This window comes from Thermoanaerobacterium aotearoense (assembly GCF_009905255.1).
GTDB classification, from domain to species: domain Bacteria; phylum Bacillota; class Thermoanaerobacteria; order Thermoanaerobacterales; family Thermoanaerobacteraceae; genus Thermoanaerobacterium; species Thermoanaerobacterium aotearoense.
Map to the genome: position 1 here is coordinate 2,058,544 of NZ_CP047602.1, position 25,032 is coordinate 2,083,575.

At 34.7% G+C, this 25,032-nt stretch carries 25 protein-coding genes; 3 read left to right on the forward strand and 22 right to left on the reverse strand.

Going from position 1 to position 25,032, the window contains the following annotated elements; all coding sequences use genetic code 11:
* Nucleotides 1–2: 2 nt before the first annotated feature.
* The 16 genes from GSH73_RS10235 to GSH73_RS10310 form a co-directional block, all read right to left on the reverse strand.
* Complete coding sequence (locus tag GSH73_RS10235) at nt 3–683, reverse strand: TIGR01906 family membrane protein (protein WP_014758110.1); 681 nt, start codon at nt 681–683, stop codon at nt 3–5.
* Nucleotides 684–686: 3 nt separating this feature from the next.
* Nucleotides 687–2,177, reverse strand: coding sequence for a hypothetical protein (locus GSH73_RS10240; protein WP_014758109.1), 1,491 nt, complete (start codon nt 2,175–2,177; stop codon nt 687–689).
* A 15-nt stretch (nt 2,178–2,192) separates the two neighbouring features.
* Entirely contained in the window at nt 2,193–3,164 is a 972-nt protein-coding gene (locus GSH73_RS10245) for a coiled-coil domain-containing protein (RefSeq protein WP_233432538.1), read from the reverse strand.
* A gap of 14 nt (nt 3,165–3,178) precedes the next feature.
* Nucleotides 3,179–4,759 (reverse strand): HEAT repeat domain-containing protein, encoded by a 1,581-nt coding sequence (locus GSH73_RS10250; protein WP_038069982.1) that lies wholly within the window; start codon nt 4,757–4,759, stop codon nt 3,179–3,181.
* Nucleotides 4,746–6,365 (reverse strand): Hsp70 family protein, encoded by a 1,620-nt coding sequence (locus GSH73_RS10255; protein ID WP_014758106.1) that lies wholly within the window; start codon nt 6,363–6,365, stop codon nt 4,746–4,748. The genes GSH73_RS10250 and GSH73_RS10255 overlap by 14 nt, the downstream gene beginning before the upstream one ends.
* A gap of 43 nt (nt 6,366–6,408) precedes the next feature.
* Nucleotides 6,409–8,352 (reverse strand): MBL fold metallo-hydrolase, encoded by a 1,944-nt coding sequence (locus GSH73_RS10260; RefSeq protein ID WP_014758105.1) that lies wholly within the window; start codon nt 8,350–8,352, stop codon nt 6,409–6,411.
* 80 nt (nt 8,353–8,432) lie between these two features.
* Nucleotides 8,433–8,825, reverse strand: coding sequence for a dihydroxyacetone kinase phosphoryl donor subunit DhaM (dhaM, locus tag GSH73_RS10265; RefSeq protein ID WP_014758104.1), 393 nt, complete (start codon nt 8,823–8,825; stop codon nt 8,433–8,435).
* A gap of 17 nt (nt 8,826–8,842) precedes the next feature.
* On the reverse strand, nt 8,843–9,484 hold the full coding sequence (dhaL, locus tag GSH73_RS10270; protein WP_038070019.1) for a dihydroxyacetone kinase subunit DhaL: 642 nt from the start codon (nt 9,482–9,484) through the stop codon (nt 8,843–8,845).
* Between the two features lie 26 nt (nt 9,485–9,510).
* Nucleotides 9,511–10,509, reverse strand: a complete 999-nt coding sequence (gene dhaK, locus GSH73_RS10275; protein WP_014758102.1) for a dihydroxyacetone kinase subunit DhaK — start codon at nt 10,507–10,509, stop codon at nt 9,511–9,513.
* 160 nt (nt 10,510–10,669) lie between these two features.
* A complete protein-coding gene (locus GSH73_RS10280; RefSeq protein ID WP_014758101.1) occupies nt 10,670–12,301 on the reverse strand; it encodes a sigma 54-interacting transcriptional regulator in 1,632 nt (543 codons plus the stop codon).
* Between the two features lie 53 nt (nt 12,302–12,354).
* The gene (locus GSH73_RS10285; protein WP_014758100.1) at nt 12,355–12,720 is read right to left on the reverse strand and encodes a DUF1667 domain-containing protein; all 366 of its coding nucleotides are present in this window, start codon (nt 12,718–12,720) and stop codon (nt 12,355–12,357) included.
* A gap of 1 nt (nt 12,721) precedes the next feature.
* Nucleotides 12,722–13,987 carry an NAD(P)/FAD-dependent oxidoreductase gene (locus GSH73_RS10290; RefSeq protein ID WP_014758099.1) on the reverse strand — a complete coding sequence of 422 codons (1,266 nt, stop codon included), beginning with the start codon at nt 13,985–13,987 and terminating at the stop codon, nt 12,722–12,724.
* A 3-nt stretch (nt 13,988–13,990) separates the two neighbouring features.
* On the reverse strand, nt 13,991–15,472 hold the full coding sequence (locus GSH73_RS10295; RefSeq protein ID WP_014758098.1) for an NAD(P)/FAD-dependent oxidoreductase: 1,482 nt from the start codon (nt 15,470–15,472) through the stop codon (nt 13,991–13,993).
* Between the two features lie 145 nt (nt 15,473–15,617).
* A complete protein-coding gene (gene glpK, locus GSH73_RS10300; RefSeq protein ID WP_014758097.1) occupies nt 15,618–17,108 on the reverse strand; it encodes a glycerol kinase GlpK in 1,491 nt (496 codons plus the stop codon).
* A gap of 46 nt (nt 17,109–17,154) precedes the next feature.
* Nucleotides 17,155–17,889 (reverse strand): MIP/aquaporin family protein, encoded by a 735-nt coding sequence (locus GSH73_RS10305; RefSeq protein WP_014758096.1) that lies wholly within the window; start codon nt 17,887–17,889, stop codon nt 17,155–17,157.
* A gap of 73 nt (nt 17,890–17,962) precedes the next feature.
* A complete protein-coding gene (locus tag GSH73_RS10310; protein WP_014758095.1) occupies nt 17,963–18,532 on the reverse strand; it encodes a glycerol-3-phosphate responsive antiterminator in 570 nt (189 codons plus the stop codon).
* A gap of 198 nt (nt 18,533–18,730) precedes the next feature.
* On the opposite strand from GSH73_RS10310, the gene GSH73_RS10315 reads away from it, so the two are divergent.
* Genes GSH73_RS10315 through GSH73_RS10325 form a run of 3 tightly spaced genes read left to right on the forward strand, consistent with a single transcriptional unit; the run spans nt 18,731 to nt 20,596 of the window.
* The gene (locus tag GSH73_RS10315; protein ID WP_014758094.1) at nt 18,731–19,096 is read left to right on the forward strand and encodes an ArsR/SmtB family transcription factor; all 366 of its coding nucleotides are present in this window, start codon (nt 18,731–18,733) and stop codon (nt 19,094–19,096) included.
* On the forward strand, nt 19,093–20,169 hold the full coding sequence (gene arsB, locus GSH73_RS10320; RefSeq protein WP_014758093.1) for an ACR3 family arsenite efflux transporter: 1,077 nt from the start codon (nt 19,093–19,095) through the stop codon (nt 20,167–20,169). Before GSH73_RS10315 ends, arsB begins: the two co-directional genes overlap by 4 nt.
* Nucleotides 20,170–20,185: 16 nt before the next feature.
* Nucleotides 20,186–20,596 (forward strand): arsenate reductase ArsC, encoded by a 411-nt coding sequence (locus tag GSH73_RS10325; RefSeq protein WP_014758092.1) that lies wholly within the window; start codon nt 20,186–20,188, stop codon nt 20,594–20,596.
* Between the two features lie 49 nt (nt 20,597–20,645).
* Here GSH73_RS10325 and GSH73_RS10330 read toward each other — a convergent pair whose 3' ends face one another.
* The 6 genes from GSH73_RS10330 to GSH73_RS10355 form a co-directional block, all read right to left on the reverse strand.
* Entirely contained in the window at nt 20,646–21,275 is a 630-nt protein-coding gene (locus tag GSH73_RS10330) for a glycerol-3-phosphate acyltransferase (RefSeq protein ID WP_432416194.1), read from the reverse strand.
* A 19-nt stretch (nt 21,276–21,294) separates the two neighbouring features.
* A complete protein-coding gene (locus tag GSH73_RS10335; protein WP_014758090.1) occupies nt 21,295–22,380 on the reverse strand; it encodes a glycosyltransferase family 2 protein in 1,086 nt (361 codons plus the stop codon).
* A 309-nt stretch (nt 22,381–22,689) separates the two neighbouring features.
* Nucleotides 22,690–23,061: a hypothetical protein gene (locus tag GSH73_RS10340; RefSeq protein ID WP_014758089.1), complete on the reverse strand. Its 372-nt coding sequence runs from the start codon at nt 23,059–23,061 to the stop codon at nt 22,690–22,692.
* Between the two features lie 66 nt (nt 23,062–23,127).
* On the reverse strand, nt 23,128–23,334 hold the full coding sequence (locus tag GSH73_RS10345; RefSeq protein ID WP_014758088.1) for a 4Fe-4S dicluster domain-containing protein: 207 nt from the start codon (nt 23,332–23,334) through the stop codon (nt 23,128–23,130).
* Between the two features lie 283 nt (nt 23,335–23,617).
* Nucleotides 23,618–23,902, reverse strand: coding sequence for an ArsR/SmtB family transcription factor (locus GSH73_RS10350; RefSeq protein ID WP_038070059.1), 285 nt, complete (start codon nt 23,900–23,902; stop codon nt 23,618–23,620).
* 92 nt (nt 23,903–23,994) lie between these two features.
* A complete protein-coding gene (locus tag GSH73_RS10355) occupies nt 23,995–25,029 on the reverse strand; it encodes a lysylphosphatidylglycerol synthase transmembrane domain-containing protein (RefSeq protein ID WP_014758085.1) in 1,035 nt (344 codons plus the stop codon).
* Nucleotides 25,030–25,032 lie beyond the last annotated feature (3 nt).

Here is a 25,032-nt window from a genome sequence, read left to right on the forward strand (position 1 = left end):
CATTAGAGGCCTATTTTACTGTCTTTCTTCCCTTTTAATAGAAAAGATACAAATCCAATGATAATGTATGTAATGATTGAATTCCGGAAAGTCAAGTAAGATATGTCACTGAAAAAGCCTTCTGGCAACATCTGAATTAACCTATCTCGAGCAACATCTAATTGCCATAAATTATTGTCAAAAAAAATGTGGTGAAAATATATAAACCATTTATTAAAATCTAATGAAACTATAGCCCCTGTAACAAGTAAAAACAATATCACAAAAAGCATACCTCGGTATGTATGATAAAATACATCCTCTTTTCTAAAATACAAAAACAAAAAAGCCAAAATATAAATGATAATCATTAAGTTTCTCAACAAAAAGCCATTCTTAAAAAGATTTCTGACATCCTTCATGTGTTCTAATTCTCTCTCGTCAAATACTTTCTGATTTCGTCCATCTATTACAGCGTCTATTTGAAGGCTTTCAGATTTTCCATAAAGATAATCTTGAATTCTTAATGCAACTTTGCTTAATTGCGATTTATCCATGCCTGTAACGTACTTAACACCGTATTTGTCAAATTCATTGATGTAGAAATTCAAATTAAACGCCAAGTACTGCAAATTTGAAAGTAAGACAATCAAAAATAAAAGTACAGTCATAATTATAGATACAGTTTTATTTGTAACTTTCATTCACTACAATCCTTCCTTGACGTTTTTTAAAAGAGCTTCATACAAAAGCTTGCTGTTTTTCATGTCCTTGTACAGCTTTATCCTTTTGTCAACACTTTCCATTATGGCAGCTTTAACATTTGATGTCGTCTCAAACTCCAAAGAGCTTTTTAAATAGTTTAAAAACTCATTTTCAAAATTCCCAGGAACAGGTATAATTCCTAAAAGCCGCCTCATTCGTACCTTTCTGTAGTCAGGATTCATAAACTTCGTTATATCATCTATCATTGAAACAAGGTTATTTATTTCGTCTTCAACAATGCTTCCTTCTATTATGTCGCCTGTGATGTCGTCAAATTCGTCGCTATCATCATTCATCAGATTTTCGTACTCAGCTAAAACTTCTATATCGTTCAGTATATCTTCATCTATCAATGTATCTATCTCATTTTCAAGATAATTCACATCGCTCAACAATCTGTTGTAATTGTAAAGCTCAAAATACCAATTAGAAATATTTTCATTCAACATCTTTAAAAAGTCTTTGACTTTCTTCTTAGTATATCTTTCCTCGTATATACTGCTGTAAATGTCAAAAAAGATTTTTATTTTAGGTTCCTCATGCATAATATCTTCTATCTTTTTGTCTGATTTATAAAATATCAAAAGTCTGTTTACGATCCTGATGAGGGAATAAACTATTTCTCTTACATCCTGTATCTTGCTTAAAAGCAAGATTGTCTCTTTTAAATACATATCTAAATCATCTTTTGCAGCATTCTTTAAGTCCAATGTCTGAAGCTCATCTATTTTGTTGGCTATCTCTGCAAATTTATCCCCATAACCTTCTACCAATTTTCCATAAAAATTTTCCTCTATCTCAAAAATGCTCTCTAAAAGTTTCTCGTAGCCAGCGTACTCATGGATCAATCCGCTTTTCATGTAATCAAAAAATCTCTTTCTGGAAAGGGCAAAAGGTATAGCTGATATGACTTCCTGAATCCTCTCAAATTTTTCATCTTCATTTTCAAATACAAACTCTTTAATTTTATCGTAAAACTCCTCAATGCTTATATTAATTTCATTCTGATTAAAAATCTTTAATTTATCATTAAACACATCGCTGCAATACCTTGCTTCCACAAAGTACCCAAATAGCACTTCAAGATCTGCTTCTAATTTATCCTTTTCCTCTTGAAGCGTTTTTATGATGTTATCTCTAATCTTCATGTCTATCTGCCTATAATGCCTGATCCTGCTGACAACATCTCTGTAACTTTCAACAGTAACGTACAGTTGGTTATCTACATTTTTTATAAATTTCAAAACACCACTTCTTTTTAAAATGATGTCATATAGATATACAGATTCATATATAAGTTCTAAGACGCAAATGGTCATGATTATGCTTTTTTGTTTTTTAAATACTTCTTTAAGTGCCCTCGAAATATTAGTTTCATCATTATTGTCTTCAATTAGTATCTTTTTAAGTTTTTGAATCTCATCATGATGCATTGTTACACCTCGCAATTATGAATTTTTAAGCATTTTTGACAGATCATCCAACAAAGAGTAATCATCGTCTTCTAAACTTACTGCCGATTGCAAGTGGGCAGCTCCTTCATAATTAGATGCAATTTTCTTCTCAAGGTTAAATATCAATTCCTTGATTTCAGAGAAGTTTTTCTTTATTTCTTGATTATCTTGCTGCAAATCCATCAATATTTTATTTAAAGAAAACTTTAAATTTTCACTTTTTTTCTCTTTAGCCATGCTTTCATTTATGAGCTTTACCACGTGTTTGTCAAATTCTACACCTATATGCTCCAGAATCATTTCCAAATGCCTTTTTTCCTGTCTTAAGTCCTCCAATCTTTTACTTAAAGACGCTATTTCCTTGTCCTTATTTTCCAACGCCTTTTTTAAATTGTCCACCTCAATTATATTCTTTTTTTCTTCTTTTATCAATTTGTCCTGCAATTTTTCTACTTCTCTTTCAAGTTTTTTGACCTTTTTGAGTAAGTCTACGCTATCTTTTTGATTCATTATTTCATCATCTACTGCCGATGTTTCATTAACAACATCCACAGCCACATCCACCTTTAATTCTATGGCTTTATTAATTATATCACCAAGTTCCTGCCTATTGTCAATAAAAAGTGCAGAAACGACATTTTCGCGTCCATAATTGCGGCATAACTCACCTATATTTTCTTCTATTTCTTTAGCATTCATAGCGCTTATCTTTTCATAAAGGTCTTTTTTTAAAACCTTCCATGCATCTATTAAATCAGCATAATCAAAGTTTCCTTTTAATATTTCCTGCCTTAGTATAGGAACGACTTTTGATGGAGGACTGGATTTTTCGTTTAGTCTAAATCCGGCAAGTTTCTTCTGAAGACTTTTGTCCTTATTAAAAGGCTTTATTAATACGCTGTACGGTAAAGAGTATAGAAATATATCTAAACATTTGGCAGTATCTATTCCATTTTTGTCTAACAAGACACATCTTCCCTTCATGCTTTTATAAGTTTATCTTTTCCTTTGTAATTCCTCTCAATAATCTTTTGCGCAAGATATCTGATTCTGGTGCTATCGTTAAACGACGCATCAATAAAAATTCTTTCATTTATGATGTTGCTTAATAAACCTGTATTCTTGCCTAAAATTTTGTAAATAGTGTATTGAATCTCTTCTTTCTTAGTTGTCTTAAGTTTTAAAATCAATTCTTCAGCCATGCTGTCATCAATGTTGGTGTCCAAAATCCTTAATGCGTTTAAACATGCAAATCCATCATTATTTCTTATTAAATACTTAACTCCATTGGTTATTTCCTTGCTTATCTTGCTGTCCTTAAATCCTTTAAGCCTTTTAAGCTCTTTGATTGCGCATGATATATCGTTGTAAGAATTACTTGAAGATATTAAATACTCAAATAATCCTCCCAAGTATTTTAACTCTCCTAACTGCACTAATGCAGACATAGTATTTATTCTAAGCTCTTTATCGTTCATGTACTTTTTTATTATATCTTTTGCCTCAAAAGCCTCTAAATTGGCCAGCGATGTTATGATGCAAGCCTTAACATCGCTTTTTAAGTTTTCATTCCCCAGCATATTCATCAAATACTTTACAGCCTTTTTATCCTTTGTGTATCCTAAACCTATGATGATGTTCATTTTATCTTCTATCAAAGGAGATTCCAACGCCTCGATGAGTCTATCTGTCGCACTTTCAATCCTCATCTTTCCTAATGTTATAGCAGCTTTTTGATTGTACTCATCATTGTAAAGCATCTTCGACAAGCTTTCTACTGTCATCTCCTTTGATCGGGATATGACATTTGAGTAGACTGTATTGAGGCTTTTATTCTCATTGTTCATGTAGCACTTCAAAATTTCAGACAGAGCAGCTTCTCCAAATCGAGAAAGCCTATCTATAAGCCTAAATGCCACGTTTCTCTCATTCACACTAAAACCGTTGAACTTGTTCACCATATTTAAAATAGGCCTTATACACCTTTCGTCACCCATATCTAAAAGGCATTCCGCAGCTTCGATTTTCAAACTTTCATTGTCAAATAGAAGTAAAAGCGTGTCAAAAGCAGACTTTTCTTTAATAGTCCTGATGACTTCTATTGCTATTTTCATCTGAAGATCCCATGACCAATTCTTAAGCACGCTGATAAGAGCATCTCTCCCTGCCTTGCTTAAATTGCACACCGATACTAAGATCCTTAATATAGATTGGTAAATATTTCTATTGTTTAAATTCAATGCTTTCGTACAGTACAAAAACATTTCTATAGGGTTCTGCCCTTCTTCTAATATGCTTTTAAAAAGATCTATGATTTCAACCTCTATTAAATTCGCATCTTTTTCATTTATTGCGCCTAATTTAAGCGTCTTTTCATAGACAAGCCGCGCATTTACATCAGATATATAGTATTCAAAAACTTGTTCTTTAGCCAATTCTATTTTTTCAGCATTTGCAGCCGCTCCTAAATATCCTTTGCCTTCCCTAATTTCTTCATTGTGTATATTAAAAAACAAATCTCTGTTTTCTTGAAGCAAAGCTCTCCAATTAACAGCCATCATACAACACCTCTTTATCAAATGTGACATCTATCTTCTGCTTAAAATTTCCGGTAACCCATGCCTCCAAATGCAATATCCTGTTTTTGTCAAAAGTCACTTTTATAGAAATAGGCGTACCAGGCTTTATAATGTCCGTAAACGTCAATTGCACTGATTTAAGCCTTTTCATCTTTGGATCGTAAATGCTTTTTCCTGATAAAATGTCAAGCTTTATGCCTGTAGCATTGTCTACTTTCACAATGCCTTCATGTACTTTTTCATAGGGTGCTTTCGTCCCTTGACTTACTAATAGAACCGGCAAATTATTTTTCACATCAAGGTAAATATTCTCGGCAACTACAGGATATATGATGATTTTCCCTTTTTCAATTTTCTTTTTGTTTTCATTGTAATAATTATACAATGCAGCACCTTTTGCCACTGAATACATAGGATCTAAATAACTTATAGTTTTTTTGCCAAAAAAGTTCTCTATCGCTTCCCTAACAGTGCTGTAAGCTGTCATGCCTCCTACTAAAAAGACTTCGTCAATATCTTCTTTTCCTAAATTGGCTTTATTTAGAGTATCAATTATTGGATCTATTATATTGAATCCTAAATTGCCGCCTTTTGTAAGCAAAGGCTTTATGCACTCATCGTATTCTTTTTTACTTATTTCAAATTCAAATGACTGCCCAGTATAGAAATTTTCTAAGCTATTTCTATACACTACATCACCGTATTCTTCACCTGTTAACCCACTGCTTAAAGACGAAAACATGATTCTTGCCTTCTCAATCTCCAGAGATAATACGCTAAATATATATCTCTTTACATCAACATGATGCGGCATTCGCTTATGGTCAATATCGTTTAAAATAGAATACTTGTGCAATAGATACAAAACACCACATATATCAAAGTCAACACCCCCAAGCTGTGTATGTGGAGATATTGCCAATTCTTCAACTTTATAGTCATCACCGTTTATTTCCACATTCATTATGGATACATCACAAGTACCTCCGCCTAAATCAAATACCAAAACCTTTTTTGGCTTGCTAAAATCGTGGATAGCATGTCTTTTATCGCTTAACTTTTCTTCATAAATTAGATCCAACAATGCCGCTGTAGGCTCTGATATAAAGATAAGCCGATCCTCTAAAAAACCTGCCGATTTAGCTGCATTTTTAGTAGATTCAATTTGGTCATGGTTAAAAGACGCTGGAACAGTTATAACAGCACCATCTACTTTTTCACCATAAAATCTTTCAACGTTCGCTTTAGCAACAGACAAAATTCTTTCTGCCACATCTTCTGGAGTGTATTTTTTGTTACCAATTTGCCATACATGGTTTTTATTCCCAATGTAATTTTTGCTATTGTATATTACACGATCATATTCAATGTTTTTCATATTCTTAGCCAATTGGCCTATAAATTCATACCCCATATCATCCACATAAATGCAGGATGGCAACGTTTTTTTCGCTGTTACACTGCCACATCTATCTGAAATCTGTTCTATGTCCAAAATATCAATCTTCACGTTGCCACCTTCTGTATAATCAGCACACGCTACAACTGTATTAGTAGTACCAAGGTCAATGCCAATATATGGTTTCATTTTTCCTCCTTTACTCCCTCATCGTAAAATAAATTTAGACGCACTACGGAGCCATAACGTCTACATCATCAAACCAATTTAAAATCTCCTCGATATTAAATGTATTATTTGTCTTTGCTCCTCTGTGAACAATATAAACCTTTTTAGGCGTCAATTTCAAAAACACTTCTAAAATATCCTGCAATATTCCATGATTGATAATAGGAATATTCTCCTGCAACATAGATATAGGTTTCTTTATGTTGTTGCTTATGTTAAGCAAAATCGCATTGTCAAATGATATCAACTCCCGCCCGTACACAAAAGAAGTGCTGCCTTCGGCGAGATTGTCCGAGCTTGTCATTACAAGACAATTTCCCAACGATATTTCCTTTCTTATGAATTCCCTTTTGCTATCATACAGTTTTATGTCGTTTGCATTTAACACGCCATTTCCGTAAATGGGGCCCATTACCTTTTCATATAACATGGTTATATACGATAATGCTCCATCGACATACACATTGTACGGCATGTATTCAAAGTTTTTCTTCATAAGAATCAATAGATCTTGAGCTTTTCCAACAGCGAATGCAGGTATAAAGCCAATGCCGCGATTAGCTAATTCTCCTATCACTTCCAAAATAAACTTATCTTGAATTGCCTTATCGTATACACTAAAGCTGGACGTATATCCAAACGTAGCCTCAGTAATCAGCACATCGGCGTGCATTCCGTCCGGAATTGTAAGTCCACTGTTTGTCTCAACATCTTTTACAGTAAAATCACCTGTATAAAACACCGAAAAGCCATCGATTTCTACATAAACTCCGCAAGCTCCCAATATATGCCCAGACGGCATAAGCTTCACTAAGACTTTTCTGCCTTTCACAGATTCGTCAAAAAGGCAATCAGTCAATGTCATGCTGTTTATTTTGCTCAGCAACTTATAGTCAGCATCATTTAGGTTTAAATCCTGCATATTGCTGTTTTTAGAAAAAAATCCGTTCAATATATACTTTGTCTCATAAGACATAATCACAGGGCAACTTAATCCACTTTTTATAAGGTTTACAATGCCTCCACAATGATCAAGATGGCAATGGGTAATAACGAGTAAATCAATATCTTTAATATCAATGCCAATTTTTTTTAAATTATCGTAATATACGTTATCATCTTTAAAGTTAATGCCACAATCTAATAATACATTGACACCATCGTAAGTTATCAAGTAACTACTGCCACCTGTACCACCACCTTCTAATAAATTAAATTTAAACAGATTAAAATCGCGCCCTTCACGAGCTACGTCGCTGTAAAGCTGGTAATACTTTTTTAAAATAAATTCATTTTCAGGGAAATACCTGAAATATTTAGCCTTTCTAAGCTCATCATCTCCTTTAACGCCCCATTGTATCATAAGCCTAATCATTCTCAAATTATCGTGATTAAGCTCATAAGCCTTCCTCAATTCAATATGCCATCTTACATCATCCTCATCTTTATATGCCTCCGCTAATACGGTATGTATTAACGACTGAAAAAATCTGTCAGTATTTTTTTCTGCCATATATAGTAGTTCGTCCTCAATTGAATAATTCCTGCTTTTATTTTTAAAACTTAATATAAAAATATATAAATTTATCCAATTATTTTCTTCATCGTAGTTCATCAATTGATCATATATGCCATCTTTCTTTAGCGACAATTCAAACATGTCCAGCAATAACACGCATTCAATAAATAATGGTATGTTATTCTTAGATAAAATAATATTATCAAAAATGTTCAAAAAGTGCTCTTTCGCATCTTCAATAATACCGAGATAAATTTCAACTTTAACTTGCCATAAAATTAAGTATAAGTAAATATTTCTATCAAGACCGCTGACAAGATTCTTTTGTCTGAAAATGTATTTATACGCATCCATGTATCTCCTTTCTTCTACGTATTTTTTAAGCTTGATATCGTATTCAGAAACTATATGGTCGTAAATCTGCTTCACCCCCCTCTGTATATTATATATTTTAATATTTTTTTATAAAAATTTCTACAAAAAAATAAAGCCTGGTATCATCCAGGCAATTAAATCTTAACAAGATTTTTAGCCGCTTCTGCCACAGCTTTAACTTTTAATATGTCGCTGCCTATGGAAGCCTCTACACTTGCAGCAATTGTTCCTTCAACAAGAGGCGCATCTGCTATCTCAACTTTTCCCGCGTATTCTCCATCAAGAAATTCTAACGCCATTTGAGCACTCATGACAGAACTTCCTAAATCGACTAATACTAAAACGCCATCACCGCTTTCGCACTTTTTTATTTCTTCTACAATTTCGTCTACATTTGTACCCAATCGCCCGTCTTTGGTGCCGCCAGACTTGCCTATTCTTATTTTCCCTCCTGTCATCTGGTCAGCCAACTCGTACAATCCATCCGCCACCTTCTTTGAATGAGATACAATAACTATACCTACCATTAGATCCAATCCTTTCTTCATTGTTGCAACTTATCTACATAGTCAGCAACAGTTTTTATCATCAAATAAGCTGACGTCGCTCCAGGATCCTGATGTCCGATGCTTCTCTCGCCAAGATAGCTGGCTCTGCCTTTTTTTGCTGCAATGTCTTTAGTCATTAGGACACCATTGTATGCAGCATTTGCCGCCGCTCCTATGGCCTCTTTCAAATTGCGCCCCTCGCTTAATGCTTTTTTTAATTCATTTAGCGCAGGTTCCATCGCATCTATCATTGTTTTATCGCCAAATTGCGCTTTTCCTCTTTCTTTTATCCCTGAAAGTCCAGCCTCAAACATAGCAACAATGTCATTTTCATCTAATACACTTTTGCCAGATACTGCATTTCCCATTCTCATGAAAAATGTTCCATAAAGTGGTCCAGATGCTCCACCGACAGTAGAAACTAAAACCATGCCAACATTTTTAAGTATTGTACCTATGTCTTTATCTAAAAATTGTGTCATTTTATCTCTCACTGCTTTAAAACCCCTATCAAGATTTATGCCGTGATCAGCATCACCTATTGCCGCATCCAAATCTGTAAGGTATTGCCTATTATCTTCAATTATCTTTATTATCACATCTAAAATGTTTGTCACGTCACTTTTTGTCAACATCAATATCATCATCCCTTTCGGCTCATATCCTATAATTGTTTAAATGCAGGTGTATCGGCTGATGCGTCTAAAAGCGCTTTAAGTTCTTCGTCGAGTTTTAAAAGTGTTATTGAAAATCCGCTCATTTCAAGCGATGTCATGTATTCGCCCACGAAAGTTTTATAAACATTGATATTTTTTCCCACAAGGTATTCATTTACTTCTTTGTTTGCTATGAAAAGCTCTGAAAGAGGTGTAGCACCAAGTCCATTTACCATCAATGCCACTTCATCAGCGTCGTTAAATGGCAAATCGGCAACAATTTTGTCCATAAGCTCTGCGACTATCTCTTTTGCACTTTTTATCTTCTCCCTATGTGTACCAGGTTCACCATGTATTCCAATTCCTATCTCAATTTCATCTTCATCAAGTGTAAAACTAGGTTTTCCGGCTGCAGGCACAGTACATGGTGTAAATGCCATTCCCATAGACCTTAAATTCTTTATGACCTTTTCCGCAACTTCTTTAACTTCTTCAAGCTCAGCCCCCTCTTCAGCTTTAGCTCCAGCTATTTTATGGACGAAAACAGTACCTGCAATACCTCTTCTACCCTGCGTATATGTGCTGTTTTCAACAGCCACATCATCATTCACAATCACTTCTGAAACCTTTATACCATCCATTTCAGCCATCTCTTTTGCCATCTCAAAATTCATTACATCGCCTGTATAGTTTTTGATTATAAGCAAAACACCTTTTCCGCCATCTACAGCTTTTATAGCTTCATAGATTTGATCAGGCGTTGGCGACGTAAAAACAGCACCTAAGCAGGCCGCATCCAACATGCCTTTGCCTACATACCCTGCATGTGCAGGCTCATGACCACTGCCACCACCGCTTACAAGCCCAACCTTTCCCTCTACAGGAGATGTTTTTCTTACCACAACATCCACATTATCAAGCTTTTTCAAGTAAGTTGGATATGCGTAAAGAAGTCCTGTCACCATTTCCTTTACGACTTCTTCAGGATTGTTGATAAGTTTTTTCATAATATTAACCCCCATATTTTTTATTTTTTTATATCTATTGCAAATTCTATGCCAATAAAAAAATTGATATGCAGATGAAAATATCCACATATCGCGACTTCAATGAAAAGATTTTTATTTTTTCTTGGTAAAAAGTATCAATCCCAAATGCATCCTGATATTAATTTTCAACCAGATGAAATTTCCTTGCCTTTGCAGCTACAGTTTTATGTGTCAATCCTAAAGCTTTTCCGGCTTTGTTAAAACTTTTATACCTCGATAATGCGGCTTTAATTATTTTATACTCATAATTTTCCATTTTTTCAATATCGTAATTGTCGCCTAAGTATATTACTTCATCGTCTTTGCTGTCTTTTACATTTTTTATATACGATGGAAGATCATCGAAGTCAATGTACTCTTTATCGCTTAATGTTATGCACCTTTCAATTAGATTTTCAAGCTCTCTTATATTTCCCGGCCAATCATACTTTATCAAAGCTTTTATGGCTGTATTAGTAACAAACTGAACATTTCTTCCCAGCTTTTTATTCATCTTCTTTATAAAATGCTCTACCAAAACAGGAATGTCCTCTTTTCTATCTCTTAAAGCTGGCAAAAATACAGGTATAACATTTAACCTGTAGTAGAGATCTTCTCTAAATGTGCCATTTTTCATGGCTTCTTCAAGATTTTTGTTTGTTGCCGCAATTATTCTTACATCTACTTTTATAGTCCTTATTCCACCAACTCTTTCAAATTCCTTGTCTTGAAGAACCCTCAAAAGTTTGGCTTGAATTTCTATTGGGATATCTCCTATTTCATCAAGGAAGATAGTTCCTCCATCGGCAAGTTCAAATTTTCCTATTTTCTGCATTATTGCACCGGTAAACGCTCCTTTTTCGTGACCAAAAAGCTCACTTTCTAAAAGTGTGCTTGGTATCGCAGCACAATTTACCCTTATAAATGGTTTATCATGTCTTTTGCTTGAATAATGTATTGCATTAGCAACTAACTCTTTCCCCGTACCACTTTCGCCTCGTATTATTACATTAGAATCCGTTTCTGCCGCTTTGGATGCCACAGTCAATGCGTCTTTCAATTTTCCGCTGTTGCCTACTATTATGTCAAAGGCTTTATCAAGCTTTCTGCTTCTTTTAAGTTCTCCCTCAAGGTACTCAATCTGAGGAAAATCTTGAAATACCACCAATGATCCAGTAATATTGCCTCCAGCATAAATCGGAGTTATATTCAAAAAAAGTGTCTTTTCATCTATGACGTATTTTTTATTTAAAAATTCACTGCCATATTTTAAGACTTGGCTTACATCTATGTCTGCCATAACTTCACTTATATTTTTGCCGATTGCCTTATCGAGGCTAAATCCTGTTATTTTTTCAGATGCCTTATTAAATATGATTATGATTCCATTATCGTCCGTCGCGATTATTCCAACCGCAATAGAATTAAATATTTCTTCGTACGCAATAGACGTATTCTTTAAAAGCTCATATGTTCCACTTTCATCATTTACTTTTTTCAAATCAACTAAAAAAATCTTTTTAATCTCTTCAATTGAAGAAATGCAGTTATCTCCTTCTACAATTATATCAATATCATCGCCTTCAGATGCAAAAAATGTTATCATGGAAAGCATGCTGTTTGCAGGTACAAGCCTTACACTTCCTGACTTTCTTAGCATCACTTTGACATTGTCCTTTTTGCATACATCATTTACTTTTCTGACTATCATTGCTGATATTTGCGAATGTATATTAATTGGAGACTTTATTTTCTCACAAATCTTCTCCATACTTTGCATTCCTTCCTTTTAAAATGTATAATAATTAAGAAATCGCTAAACGCTTATTTGCTGTACAAATTTCTCGTTGCAATAACATCCACACCTGTATCTAATATGTTTTTGACAACGATATCTCCCACATTAATTGGCGGCTTTAAAGTAATTTTAGATAGTTCCAGCACAGCTTTACCAATAAGCTCTTTTGGAATTGGCTCTTTAGTCCTGACAGAAACGACTGGAAGATGTCCCATTTCAGCTTTTACTATTGTAGTCAGAGTCCTTTTGGGAGCAATTATCTCATCTTCAGCATACTTTAATCCTCTTTTGCACTCATATCCTGTAATATTTACAATTTCCTTTCCTTCCATTTCTACAACCAAGCGACAACCATTCGGACAGACAATACAAGTTAATTCTCTTTTCACCATCTTATACCACCTCTACTTCAAATGTAATTTCACCTACAGGCGATAGGTCATCGCTTAAAAATTTGTCCTTTGGTACATCTATTAAAATCATCTCTCCTGGTGTCAGCCTCTGCATTTTTTTCCTGATTATCTGTTTGTCGCCTGATTTTACAGTAATATAAGCATTTTTGTACACATCAGTAGGCCTCATGTGAAATTTAACTTTGTCATCTATATTCTCATAATTTACCATTTGCGGCACCACATATCTAATGCCTGAACCAGCTTTCACGTCAATGTGTCGGCCTTCTTTTATTAGCATCTTATTAATGTACTTTACTGCAGAATCAGCCGCAAGCCTTGCTTCTTTTGTCACATTGTCCACAAGGTCATGCACTTGCAAGACATTGCCACACGCAAATATTCCTTCCACATTCGTCTCCATGCTTTCATTCACAAGCGGTCCTCCAGTAACGGGATCTAACATTATGCCTGCGCTTTTTGACAGTTCATTCTCAGGAATCAAACCTACAGATAATATTAAAGTATCGCAGCTTATATATTTAGCCGTGCTTAATATTGGCTTCTTGTTTTCGTCTACCTGCGCTATCGTCACGCCTTCAACCCTTTCTTTACCGCGTATTTCGATCACAGTGTGGCTTAAGAGAAGCGGTATACCAAAATCATCTAAACACTGAACAATGTTTCTGGTAAGTCCACTGGAATAAGGCATAAGTTCAACAACAGCTTTTACTGTAGCACCTTCAAGCGTAAATCTTCTGGCCATTATAAGACCAATATCGCCAGAACCCAATATTACGATCTCTTTGCCAGGCATGTATCCTTCCATATTTACATATCTTTGTGCCGTCCCAGCCGTAAATATTCCTGCAGGCCTTGTGCCAGGTATGCTTATTGCACCTCTTGGTCTTTCTCTACATCCCATCGCAAGTATTATCGCTTTCGCTTTGATCTCCATTACGCCATTTTCTTGGTTCACTGCTTTAACTATTTTATCGCTTGATATGTTTAATACCATTGTATTAAGCATCATATTTATCCCATATTTTCTTACTTTCTCTATAAATCTTTCTGCGTATTCTGGCCCGGATAATTCCTCTTTAAACTCGATAAGCCCAAATCCATTGTGTATGCACTGCTGAAGTATTCCTCCGGGATAACTATCCCTTTCGATTATCAAAATATTTCTTACTCCTTTTTCATACGCTTCAACTGCTGCTCCAAGTCCTGCAGGACCTGCGCCAATTATTACTATATCGTATTCCATCGTCTACACCCCGCTTTTTAATAGTTCCTTGTACGAATTTATGAGGTATTCTTTCGCTTTAGCTGTCAAAACATTTGACCTTCCGCCAAATTTTGTAACATTAAGCGGATCTGCATTAAGCTCTCTTGACAAAATCTCTAACACTCTTGGACTGCAAAATCCTCCCTGACATCTTCCCATGCCAGCTCTGACCCGCCTCTTTACGCCGTCAATGCTTTTAGCTCCAACAGGCCTTCTTATGGCATCAATTATCTCACCTTCTGTTACTGTTTCGCACCTGCAAATAATTTTTCCGTATGCCGGATTCTTTTTTATCAATTCATTTCTTTCTTCATCTGTCAATTCATTAAAGCGTATGACGGGCTTTCTCTTGGGATTAAAATTATCTTTTTCAACCATATTAAGTCCTGCATCTTTTAGTATTTCTCCTACCATCTCTGCAATTGCTGGTGATGATGTGAAACCAGGTGATTCAATGCCTGCCACATTTATAAATCCTTTAACATCTGATTCGCCTATAATAAAATCTTCACCATCTACATCTGGTACAGCCCTTACACCGGTAAATTGTGTTATCGTCTTCCTTTCGTTAAATTTTTCAACGCTCTTTTTGGCGCCTTTTATGGCCTTCTCCAATCCTTTGTAAGTAGTCTTTCGAAATTCCTTATTGTATATATCCTCAGACGTAGGCCCTATAAGCAAGTTGCCATCAACAGTTGGCGACACCAGTATTCCTTTTCCCATCTTAGTAGGTACTTGAAATATAACTGTATTTGCTAAATAGCCTTCCTCTTTATCCAAAATCAAATATTCGCCTTTCCTTGGATGAATTGAAAAACGTTTATCATTTACCATGTTATTTATCACATCTGCATAAAGTCCCGCTGCATTCACAATGTATTTGCCAAAATACTCTTTGTCTTGTGTTTTTACTGTAAAAACATCGTCTTCTTTGTCTATAGATATGACTTCTTGATTAAATACAAATTCAACGCCGTTTTGTGCAGCGTTTTCAGCCAAAGCTATTACGAAGCCGTATGGGCATATAATACCCGCTGTCTTTGCATATAAAGCAGCAACAATTGTATCGTTTATGTTTGGCTCAATTTCCTTAACCATATCTGCAGATATAATAGATATATTCTTGACGCCATTCTTTAACCCTCTATCATACAATTTATAGAGGCTTTCTACTTCATCTTGCGAAAATGCGGCAACAAGTGAACCAACTCTTTTCATTGGAACATCTAAATCTTTGCAAAGCTCATCAAACATTTCGTTTCCTCTTACATTTAGTTTGGCTTTCAATGTGCCAGGCACTGGGTCGTATCCGGCATGAAGTATAGCACTATTGGCTTTTGATGCACCACCTGATGCTACATCATCTTCTTTTTCTATAAGTAGAACTTTAATGTCGTATTTAGATAATTCTCTGGCAATTGATGAACCTACTACACCGCCACCGATTATTATGACGTCGTACATTTTACCATCCCTTTCAGCTACCAAAATTAATCTTAAAAAAAGACAAAGCCATATATAGCCGGCTCTCCGGTTATATATGGCTCTCCTATTCTCCGCCATCCTAATATTCAATTGTATCTTTTGTTTGTCAATTTAATTATACCACTTAATCAGCCCAATTCATAGACCTTTCTACAGCTTTTTTCCATCCTGCATAAAGTTTTTCTCTTGTCTCTATATCCATGTTAGGCTCGAAATGCCTATCAACTCCCCAATTCTTTGCTACTTCTTCTCTGCCGCTCCAGAAGCCTGTAGCAATACCTGCAAGGTATGATGCACCTAATGCAGTCGTCTCTATGACAGTAGGTCTGTCTACAGGCACACCAAGTATGTCTGCCTGGAACTGCATCAAGAAGTTATTCGCAGATGCTCCACCATCAACCTTTAATGCACTTAACTTGATGCCAGAATCATCCTGCATAGCCTCTAAGACGTCTCTTGTCTGATAGGCCAAAGATTCTAAAGTAGCCCTTATTATATGCTCTCTTTTCACACCTCTTGTTAATCCTAAAATCGCACCCCTTGCATACATATCCCAATAAGGTGCACCTAATCCTACAAATGCCGGCACTACGTATACTCCATTTGTGTCGCTGACTTTTTGAGCGTATTCTTCACTTTGTGGTGAATTGTCAATTATTTTAAGCTCATCTCTTAACCACTGTATAGCAGCACCAGCTATAAATATGCTTCCTTCTAATGCATATTCAACTTTATCATCGATGCCCCATGCAATTGTGGTAAGCAAACCATTCTTGGATGGTACCGCCTTTTCACCTGTATTCATAAGCATAAAGCATCCCGTTCCATAAGTGTTTTTAGCCATTCCTTTGTCATAGCAAGTCTGACCAAATAGCGCTGCTTGTTGGTCACCTGCGTCACCTGCTATAGGTATTTCAACTCCAAATATGCTTTTATCTGTGTATCCGTATACATAGCTGGACGGTTTAACATCAGGAAGCATCGATTCTGGAATGTCAAGATATTCTAATATGTCTTTATCCCATTTCAATTCATATATGTTGAAAAGCATCGTACGCGAAGCATTAGAATAGTCTGTCACATGTGCTTTCCCACCAGTCAAATTCCAGATTAACCAGCTATCAATATTTCCAAAGTAAAGATCTCCATTTTCCGCTTTTTCCCTTGCACCTTCCACATTGTCAAGTATCCATTTTATCTTCGTACCTGAAAAATAAGCATCAACTACAAGACCAGTCTTTTTTAGAATTTCCTTATCAAATCCGTTGCTTTTGATTTCATCGCAGATAGGTGCAGTCCTCCTACACTGCCAAACTATCGCATTGTACACTGGCTTGCCTGTGTTTTTATCCCAAACTACGGTCGTCTCTCTTTGATTTGTGATACCAATTGCTGCAATCTCTTCTGCCTTAATTCCAGTTTTCTCAAGCACCGCCTTAGCTACTTCTATCTGAGAATCCAAAATCTCCATAGGGTCGTGTTCTACCCATCCTGGATTAGGGTAAATCTGCGTAAATTCCTTGTTTAATGATGCAACTATGTTACCACTGTGATCAAAGATTATTGCTCTTGAACTTGTGGTACCTTGATCTAATGCCATTATATACTTTGACATGTTATGTTCCCCCTATATTATTTTATAATTTCATCCTTTATAAATTTTACAACATATTTATAAATGCCTGATATATTAAAGCTCCCAAAATACCTCCTACTATAGGTCCAAATAACGGAACAATAAGTCCATATCCCCAATCGGAATCTCTTTTACCTGGTATTGGCAATACCGAGTGTGCAAGCCTTGGTCCTAAATCTCTCGCTGGATTTATAGCATAACCTGTTGGACCACCAAGTGTAAGGCCAATAACCCAAATTAAAATACCTACTAAGAATGCACCTAATGCCCCAACTTGATTGTGCTCATTTGTTATACCCAGTATTCCAACTAATAGCATTGCAGTTCCAATAACCTCTGTCAAGAAATTGTAAAACAGATTTCTGATAGCTGGAATTGTGCAAAATACACCAAGTTTTGAATTCTTGTCTTCTGTGGCATGAAAGTGATCTCTGTATGCCACATATACAAGCAAAGCTCCTACAAATGCCCCTAAAAATTGAGCCACAATATATCCCGGAACTTGTGACCACGGGAATTTCCCTATAACTGCCAATGATATTGTCACTGCTGGATTAAAATGAGCCCCTCCTATCCATCCTGTAATATACACGGGTACAGCAACTGCAAAAGCCCATCCTGCTGTTATGACTATCCATCCGCTGTTTTGACCTTTGGTCTTATTCAGTACAACGTTTGCAACAACGCCGTCACCAAGGAGAATGAGTATCATGGTACCAAAAAACTCAGACAAAATCTTTCCAAACAACGATATTTCCATAAAAACCCCTCCATTAATTTTTTGAATTTTTCTAAAATCTGAAGCTATACTCTCAATACACCCCACCTCCTTGTCAGTCAATAAACCAAAGACTTTTTTCACTTGTAGAAACTGCTACTGCGCCAGAAGAAAGAGCATTTATAACGTCTTCTTTTGTTTTGACCAAACCGCCTGCAATTATAGGTTGATACACTTCCGTAGTAAGTTTTTTCGTCACATCATGTGCAACACCCGGCATAACCTCTATTGCAGTTGGTTCAATCTGCTTAATTGAATTTAAACCGGTTTTTAGAGCTTGCGTGTCGAGAAGAAAAATACGCTCAATGCAAGGAATACCCAGCTCCTTGGCGTATGTAAGTATATTAGCACGTGTAGAAATTATGCCATCTGGTTTTACTACTTCCTTAAGATACTCCACCGCCTTATAATCCTTCCCAAGCCCTTCTACTAAATCAAAATGAACGAATGCTGTTTTCCCGTGTAATTTAATTTCATCAATCGCATCTTTTAATACCAATATATTACTTGTCAATAAAAATATTACTTCGCAGTTAGACACGTAAGCATCTTTTATATCTTCTAAATTTCTTATAGCTGCGATAATAGGAAAATTTTTAATCCTTTCAACAATGAAATTATCCAATTCAATTCCTCCTATTATTTTATAAATGCAAATTGTATACCAACACATCTTTATTTATTTTAGCATATACGAAATTAATAAGTTGATATATATTATCAATTTTATGCTTTTACATGGTATTTAATATCAATTTGACAGTTTTATTTTATTAAGCTATAATATGAATATAATTGAATATAATCATAAGGAGGGTAGCTATTGAACATTACCGGTATATTCAAGGCATTATGTGATGAAAACAGATTGAGAATATTTAATCTTTTATCACAGGACACATTATGTGTATGTGATATTGAAACTATATTGAATATGACTCAATCGAACGTTTCTCGCCATCTAAATAAGCTAAAAAGTGAAGGAATCATAACATATGAAAAAAAAGCACAGTGGGCTTATTACAAAATCGATGATAATTTTATAAAAGAAAATAAATTATTGTATGATTACCTTATAAGCACATTAAGAAATTATCCACAATTTATAGTAGACAATGAAAATTACAAAAAGCATAGAGAAAGTAATATATCTTGCGAATATTTTACAAAGGAAGGAAATCAACAATGAGAGAAAGCAAAAAAAGTCTATCTTTTTTAGACAGGTTTTTAACCGTATGGATTTTATTAGCAATGATCATCGGTATCTTAATAGGATATATTTTCCCTAATTTTTCGAATGTGCTCAATAAATTAAGCATTGGAACAACATCAATACCAATTGCGATTGGACTCATTTTGATGATGTATCCACCCTTAGCAAAAGTGAAATACGAGGAAATCGGGAAAAGCAAAACTTCAAAAAAACCTTTTAAAATTGCAATTTTATACAACTGGTTTATAGGACCATTAGTAATGTTTCTTCTTGCCATTATATTTCTTCACAATTACCCACATCTAATGATAGGTGTAATACTAGTAGGACTTGCAAGATGCATTGCAATGGTATTGGTCTGGAACGATTTAGCAGATGGAGATAGAGATTTTGTTGCTCTTTTGGTAGCTTTTAACGCTATCTGGCAGGTAATCACTTATTCCATATTTGCCTATGTATTTATAAAAATACTTCCTCCGATTTTCGGTATTAGTACTAAAGCAATTAATTTAAATATCTCTATAAAAGATATTGCTACATCTGTTCTTATATATCTTGGCATTCCATTTGTTGCAGGGGTTCTATCAAGATTGTTGCTTGTTAAAGCTAAAGGAAACACATGGTACGAAAAAAATTTTATACCTAAAATAAGCCCTATTACTCTTATAGCTCTTTTATTTACGATTATTGTTATGTTTTCCCTACAGGGAAAATATATCGTGACATTGCCATTGCAAGTTTTAATGGTAGCCATACCATTAACGCTATATTTCATTATAATGTTTCTACTGGGATTTTTCACGTCGTACAAATTTAAATACGGATATTCAGAAAGTACAACTGTTGGCCTAAATGCAGCAAGTAATGACTTCGAATTGGCAATAGCAGTTGCAGTCGCGATCTTTGGACTTAGTTCAAATGAGGCTTTTGCAAGTGTAATTGGCCCATTAATAGAAGTTCCCGTGATGCTTATGTTAGTCAATGTAGCATTGTATTTTAGGAAAAGACTCAACTGGAATGCAAATAAAGAGTCAAATACAGAAATATAAGAGAGGAGAATTTAGTATGAAAGTAAAAGTAGCATTTATCTGTGTGGCAAATTCATGCAGAAGTCAGATGGCAGAAGGTTTTGCGAAGTATTTAGGGTCAGATATATTTGAAGCATACAGCGCTGGCACAAAACTTGCTGAAAGGGTAAATCCGAATGCAGTGGAAGTCATGAAAGAAGTAGGCATCGACATAAGCAGTCACAAGCCAAAGCTTTTAGATGAGATACCACCAAAAGTAGACATCTTGATTACCATGGGATGTAATGTAGAATGCCCGTATATACCATGCAAGTTAAAAGAAGACTGGGGTTTAGATGATCCTGATGGAAAGCCGATAGAAGAGTTTAGAAGGACAAGAGACATAATTGAATCAAAGGTTAAAGAACTTATTAAAAGAATTAAAAACAATGAAATAAACCTAGATTAACGCATTTCCACAATACCCTTTATTTAAGCCAGCAAGTTTTCTTGCTGGCTTATCTCGTAACAGCATTTTTTTCATGACGTTTCTCGTAAACATCTTTATAAAGCTTATAAAGCTTTTCCCTATTTGTATATGTAATGATGAGAAGATTAGCAAACCATATATCATAAATATACATTTGATACGATTTATAATAAAGAAATAATACCAAAGTCAACATTCCAACCACAACCATCAATCCATCTACTTCAGATGATGTAGCTTTTCCTTTGTTTAAAATGACAGCTATGACATACAGCATCGCCAATATAACAGCGTATGCAATAGATACTCTAAACGATGTTAAAGCGCTCCAAACACCAAATGTGACAGCTATTCCCTTGCCACCACGCCATTTTAAAAAAGGAGAAAATACATGACCTAATATCGTGGCAACAGCCACAGGAACTATTCCGGTGCCGCTAACATATCCTTTTGACATCATGAATGATATGGGAATATATCCCTTTAAAAAGTCAAGAATAACTCCTAAAATACCATGTTTATATCCAGCCACATGCCACAAGTTAAACGCACCAGGATTTCCGTCTCCATAATGTCGTATGTTTTTTGAAGCCAATAAACCTAACCAGTATGAAAACATCATTGAACCGCTTAAGAATCCTATTAAGGCAAAAAGCACTATCAATGTAATCCCCTCCTTATATTTTAATTTTTCTCCCCTTCCATGTGACGTATCCTAAAAAGAAAACTTGATACAATGAATAAACCATAATGTATATAAAAAATAGCGATGAAAGTATATGAAATAACGGGACTATGATGCCATAACGCCCTGTCCAATTGTTTATATAAATTATCTGCAATGTATAAACAATATAAAATACTAAAAACGAACTAAACAAATAATTTTTATAAAATGTGAGAAATGGAGTAATAATTTCAACCGCCAACAATCCAATAAGCCATAATGCAATAAAAATCGTCGTCGTAATTTCTAATCTGGACGTACTTAATATTGTTCCTTTTCCAAAGCCTTCTATTTCACTTTTTATACCATATGGGTACATCCTAAAAAAAACAAGATCATATCCTATGAAATTCTGAACATTTATACCATTTGACGTAAATTTCTCTCCTAATTTTAAATCATCTAAAAGTTCTCCTTTTATGCTGTAATGTCCACTTACCTTTTCATAATCATCGCGGGATACGACAATGCAAGAGCCATACATTCCTTTTTGTGGATTATACTTTTCAAACGGTGATGTAAATGCAAAAATCCCCAAAATATATGGTATCAATGAAAGCTTTTCATAAAATTTTTCAGGGCGATGATATGGTACAACAGATATAGCTCCATTTACTTTTTCCCTCGCTTTCGCCAATGATTCTAAAGCACGTGGAGATAGTCTAACATCAGCATCAATGAATGCAAGTACATCACCTGTAGAATTTTTGTATCCATTCCACAAAGCCCACGTTTTCCCCGTCCAACCATCTGGCATTTCTGTATTTCTTATAACTTTAATTCCATAACTTTCTGCAATCTCAAAAGTCCTATCTGAAGAAAAATCATCAACTACGATTACTTCATAAGGCATATACGTCTGCTTTCTTAGAGATTCAAGTATATACGGGAGATTTTTCTCTTCATTTCTTGCAGGGATTATGACAGAAATTTTATACTGCTTTTCAATAGGCTGATTGTCATGCGGCACCTTCAAATTTCTAAATAAAATAAAACCAGAAATAATGCCTAAAAGCAATAAAGCACTGACTATCATTCTGCATCACATTCCTCTCCCAATTCATCAGCAAAATATTTAAGAAAATGCATCACATATAAATCGTTAACTAATAATTCCACCACTCTTTTGTACCAAGCCTATGTCTTAAAAACACCCTTCATAATAATTTTTATTCAGTAAACAAAACAAAAATAATGCTTTTTTTCATATTACTATTATGACATATAATTATATAACAAACAATAGAAATTAATCCCCCATCTATAAAGGATGGGAGACTTCTTTCAAGTTTTTGTTAAATCTTCTTGTTAAAATAATAAGTTATTATCACTGGATTATAAAAAATTATTCTTCTGAGTCTTCTCTTTCGTTGACAGCTTTCTTAATCTCATTTATTACTTGCTCAGTATTCATATTTCTTATTTCTATACCGATATGCTTTTCTCTGTCGAATCCTACTGCGTCAAAAGCGTCCCTGTACATTTTTCTCTGCATTACTGGATCGCATGCAGCAACATATAACTCATCTATGTCTGCACCTTTTAAAAGTTCACGCAAATACCTGTCGCCATCTTCTGCACAAAGCTGCGGATGAAGTCCTACCCATTCAAATATATTTTCTCTTCTCAAGGTGTTTAAAACTTCAAATGTGTCCATATCCTGAAATGAAGGACATGTACCTTGACACACACATAAAAGTAATCCCTTTTTACTCATTTTAACTCCCCTCCAATTAAATTTATAATTTTTTCTAAAATTCTTAAATAACATCATAAATTCCATCTACTTGTTGTCACCAAAGTACGATATAGCATCGTTATCGCATATCTTCTGACAACCTCTGCAGAATTCTACACAGTTATCCGGATTTATTACAAGCGGAAAACCATCATCACCTATTGTATAAACATCGTGTTTGCAGAAATTAACACACTGATAGCACTGTATGCATTTATCGTGGTCAATAATTGGATACCAATTTTTAGCCATGTCTTTCACCCCCTTTTCAATGTTTAAAATGACTTGCCATCCTCTACCTCTGCGACTGTAATATATTCAGAATTTACAATATCGCTTCCTATATCGCTATTAAGTCCTAGATGGTTTTTTGATGCAAAAGCTAAGATCATCATCTCACCTCCTTTTATTTCTTTATTCGGTTTTTCGAATCAAATAGCCAAAAAAATAACTACACTAACTATAAAAATATAAATATATTAGAGAATATATTGCTTTATTCGATTATTCGAATGTTTAAAATAAAACTTAACGCTTAATTACCAACTATATTTTTAACTTCCTCTATTATTTTAACGATGTCCTTATTTGTCAAAGTATAATAAATCTTCGTTCCTTCCCTTGAATCTTTTACTATCCCATTTGCCCTTAACACCATAAGGTGCCTTGAAATATGTGATTGGTCAAGATTCAAAACAGCCATCATTTCACAGACACACATCTCATTTCTACTTAGAAGCTCAATTATCTTAATTCTAGTCGGATGTGACAATGCTTTAAAGTACTCAGCCGACTTGTCGTACAAATCAATTGTTACCATCATATCACCCTTCCTATCTAATTATATTCGATTTTTCGAATAAAGTCAAGAAAAAGCAATTTTTAAACATGGCAATAATTTAAAAACAATCATCATTCAGCGCTTAATGATTTATCTGTATCGCTTTTCATCATCAAGAAAAAACCTATTCCTGATGCAATCAAATAAACATAGTATGTGAAAAATCTCCATATACCTATGAAAACACCTAATAGATGATGTGGAACTATATTTGAAAATATGCTAGCAAAGCCAACTTCAACAAATCCTGCACCACTGGGTATCACATTGTAAGCAAGAATATCATAAAAAATTAATTGCCTCGATATGACTGCTAAAATGTTAAACTTTATGTTCATCGCTATCATCAGAATTGGCGCAATGCTGTAAAACAAAGTCCAAAAAAGCATAGCGTATAAAAGCTGTGATATTAGAAGCTTTCCTCCAGAGCTTACCATAAAAAGTTCATTAAATCTGTGATTGTATTCAATAATTTCAGTTTTTGTATTCTCAAAAAACTTTTTATACTTTTCGCCCGAAAAAAATCTTATGCCAGCAATTAAATTTATTACAGAGATTAAAAAAGCCGGCCTCAATATTATGTAGACAAGAGCTATCAATAAAAGCAAAAGTATAAATGATACCAATATAGCAAATATCGACAAAGCATGTGTAAGCTCCAACTGCTTTCTAAAAAAAATCAGTAAAATAGGCGGTATCGTACCAAAAAAAATACCTGAAAACAAAATTTTAGCCGTAAAAATCATAAGGCTTTTATTTGGGGGTATTTTTTTCTTGTTTAAAAGGTAAATGGTTATTGGAAGGGCACCTGAGCCAAATGGAGTTATGTAGCTGAAGAAAAAAGTAGCCAAATTGAACTTAAATAGATATCCAACGCTTAGATCTTCTCCTAAGGCTAAAAGCAAATCTCTAATCCTATAAGTATCCACCATCAAGCTTAAAAAAATAAAAAGAAGCATGATTCCGATGTATATGGGATTTATATTCATAACATCTTTTAATCCTTGATACCCTGAAAGTTTCATTATGATGGCTATGGCGCCAAAGCTTAAAATGAACGCAACAGCCATCATGTAAAAATTCTTCCTCTCTAATATATGGTTCAAAAT

Coding starts and splice junctions, on each gene's coding strand:
- arsB (WP_014758093.1), top strand. CDS start 19,093: ATGAGAGAAAGCAAAAAAAGTCTATCTTTTTTAGACAGGTTTTTAACC.
- dhaM (WP_014758104.1), bottom strand. CDS start 8,825: ATGGTAGGTATAGTTATTGTATCTCATTCAAAGAAGGTGGCGGATGGA.
- GSH73_RS10280 (WP_014758101.1), bottom strand. CDS start 12,301: ATGGAGAAGATTTGTGAGAAAATAAAGTCTCCAATTAATATACATTCG.
- GSH73_RS10235 (WP_014758110.1), bottom strand. CDS start 683: ATGAAAGTTACAAATAAAACTGTATCTATAATTATGACTGTACTTTTA.
- GSH73_RS10295 (WP_014758098.1), bottom strand. CDS start 15,472: ATGTACGACGTCATAATAATCGGTGGCGGTGTAGTAGGTTCATCAATT.
- GSH73_RS10305 (WP_014758096.1), bottom strand. CDS start 17,889: ATGGAAATATCGTTGTTTGGAAAGATTTTGTCTGAGTTTTTTGGTACC.
- dhaK (WP_014758102.1), bottom strand. CDS start 10,509: ATGAAAAAACTTATCAACAATCCTGAAGAAGTCGTAAAGGAAATGGTG.
- glpK (WP_014758097.1), bottom strand. CDS start 17,108: ATGTCAAAGTATATAATGGCATTAGATCAAGGTACCACAAGTTCAAGA.
- GSH73_RS10335 (WP_014758090.1), bottom strand. CDS start 22,380: ATGATAGTCAGTGCTTTATTGCTTTTAGGCATTATTTCTGGTTTTATT.
- GSH73_RS10340 (WP_014758089.1), bottom strand. CDS start 23,061: ATGAGTAAAAAGGGATTACTTTTATGTGTGTGTCAAGGTACATGTCCT.
- GSH73_RS10345 (WP_014758088.1), bottom strand. CDS start 23,334: ATGGCTAAAAATTGGTATCCAATTATTGACCACGATAAATGCATACAG.
- GSH73_RS10350 (WP_038070059.1), bottom strand. CDS start 23,902: ATGGTAACAATTGATTTGTACGACAAGTCGGCTGAGTACTTTAAAGCA.
- GSH73_RS10285 (WP_014758100.1), bottom strand. CDS start 12,720: ATGGTGAAAAGAGAATTAACTTGTATTGTCTGTCCGAATGGTTGTCGC.
- GSH73_RS10325 (WP_014758092.1), top strand. CDS start 20,186: ATGAAAGTAAAAGTAGCATTTATCTGTGTGGCAAATTCATGCAGAAGT.
- GSH73_RS10240 (WP_014758109.1), bottom strand. CDS start 2,177: ATGCATCATGATGAGATTCAAAAACTTAAAAAGATACTAATTGAAGAC.
- GSH73_RS10255 (WP_014758106.1), bottom strand. CDS start 6,365: ATGAAACCATATATTGGCATTGACCTTGGTACTACTAATACAGTTGTA.
- GSH73_RS10290 (WP_014758099.1), bottom strand. CDS start 13,987: ATGGAATACGATATAGTAATAATTGGCGCAGGTCCTGCAGGACTTGGA.
- GSH73_RS10250 (WP_038069982.1), bottom strand. CDS start 4,759: ATGATGGCTGTTAATTGGAGAGCTTTGCTTCAAGAAAACAGAGATTTG.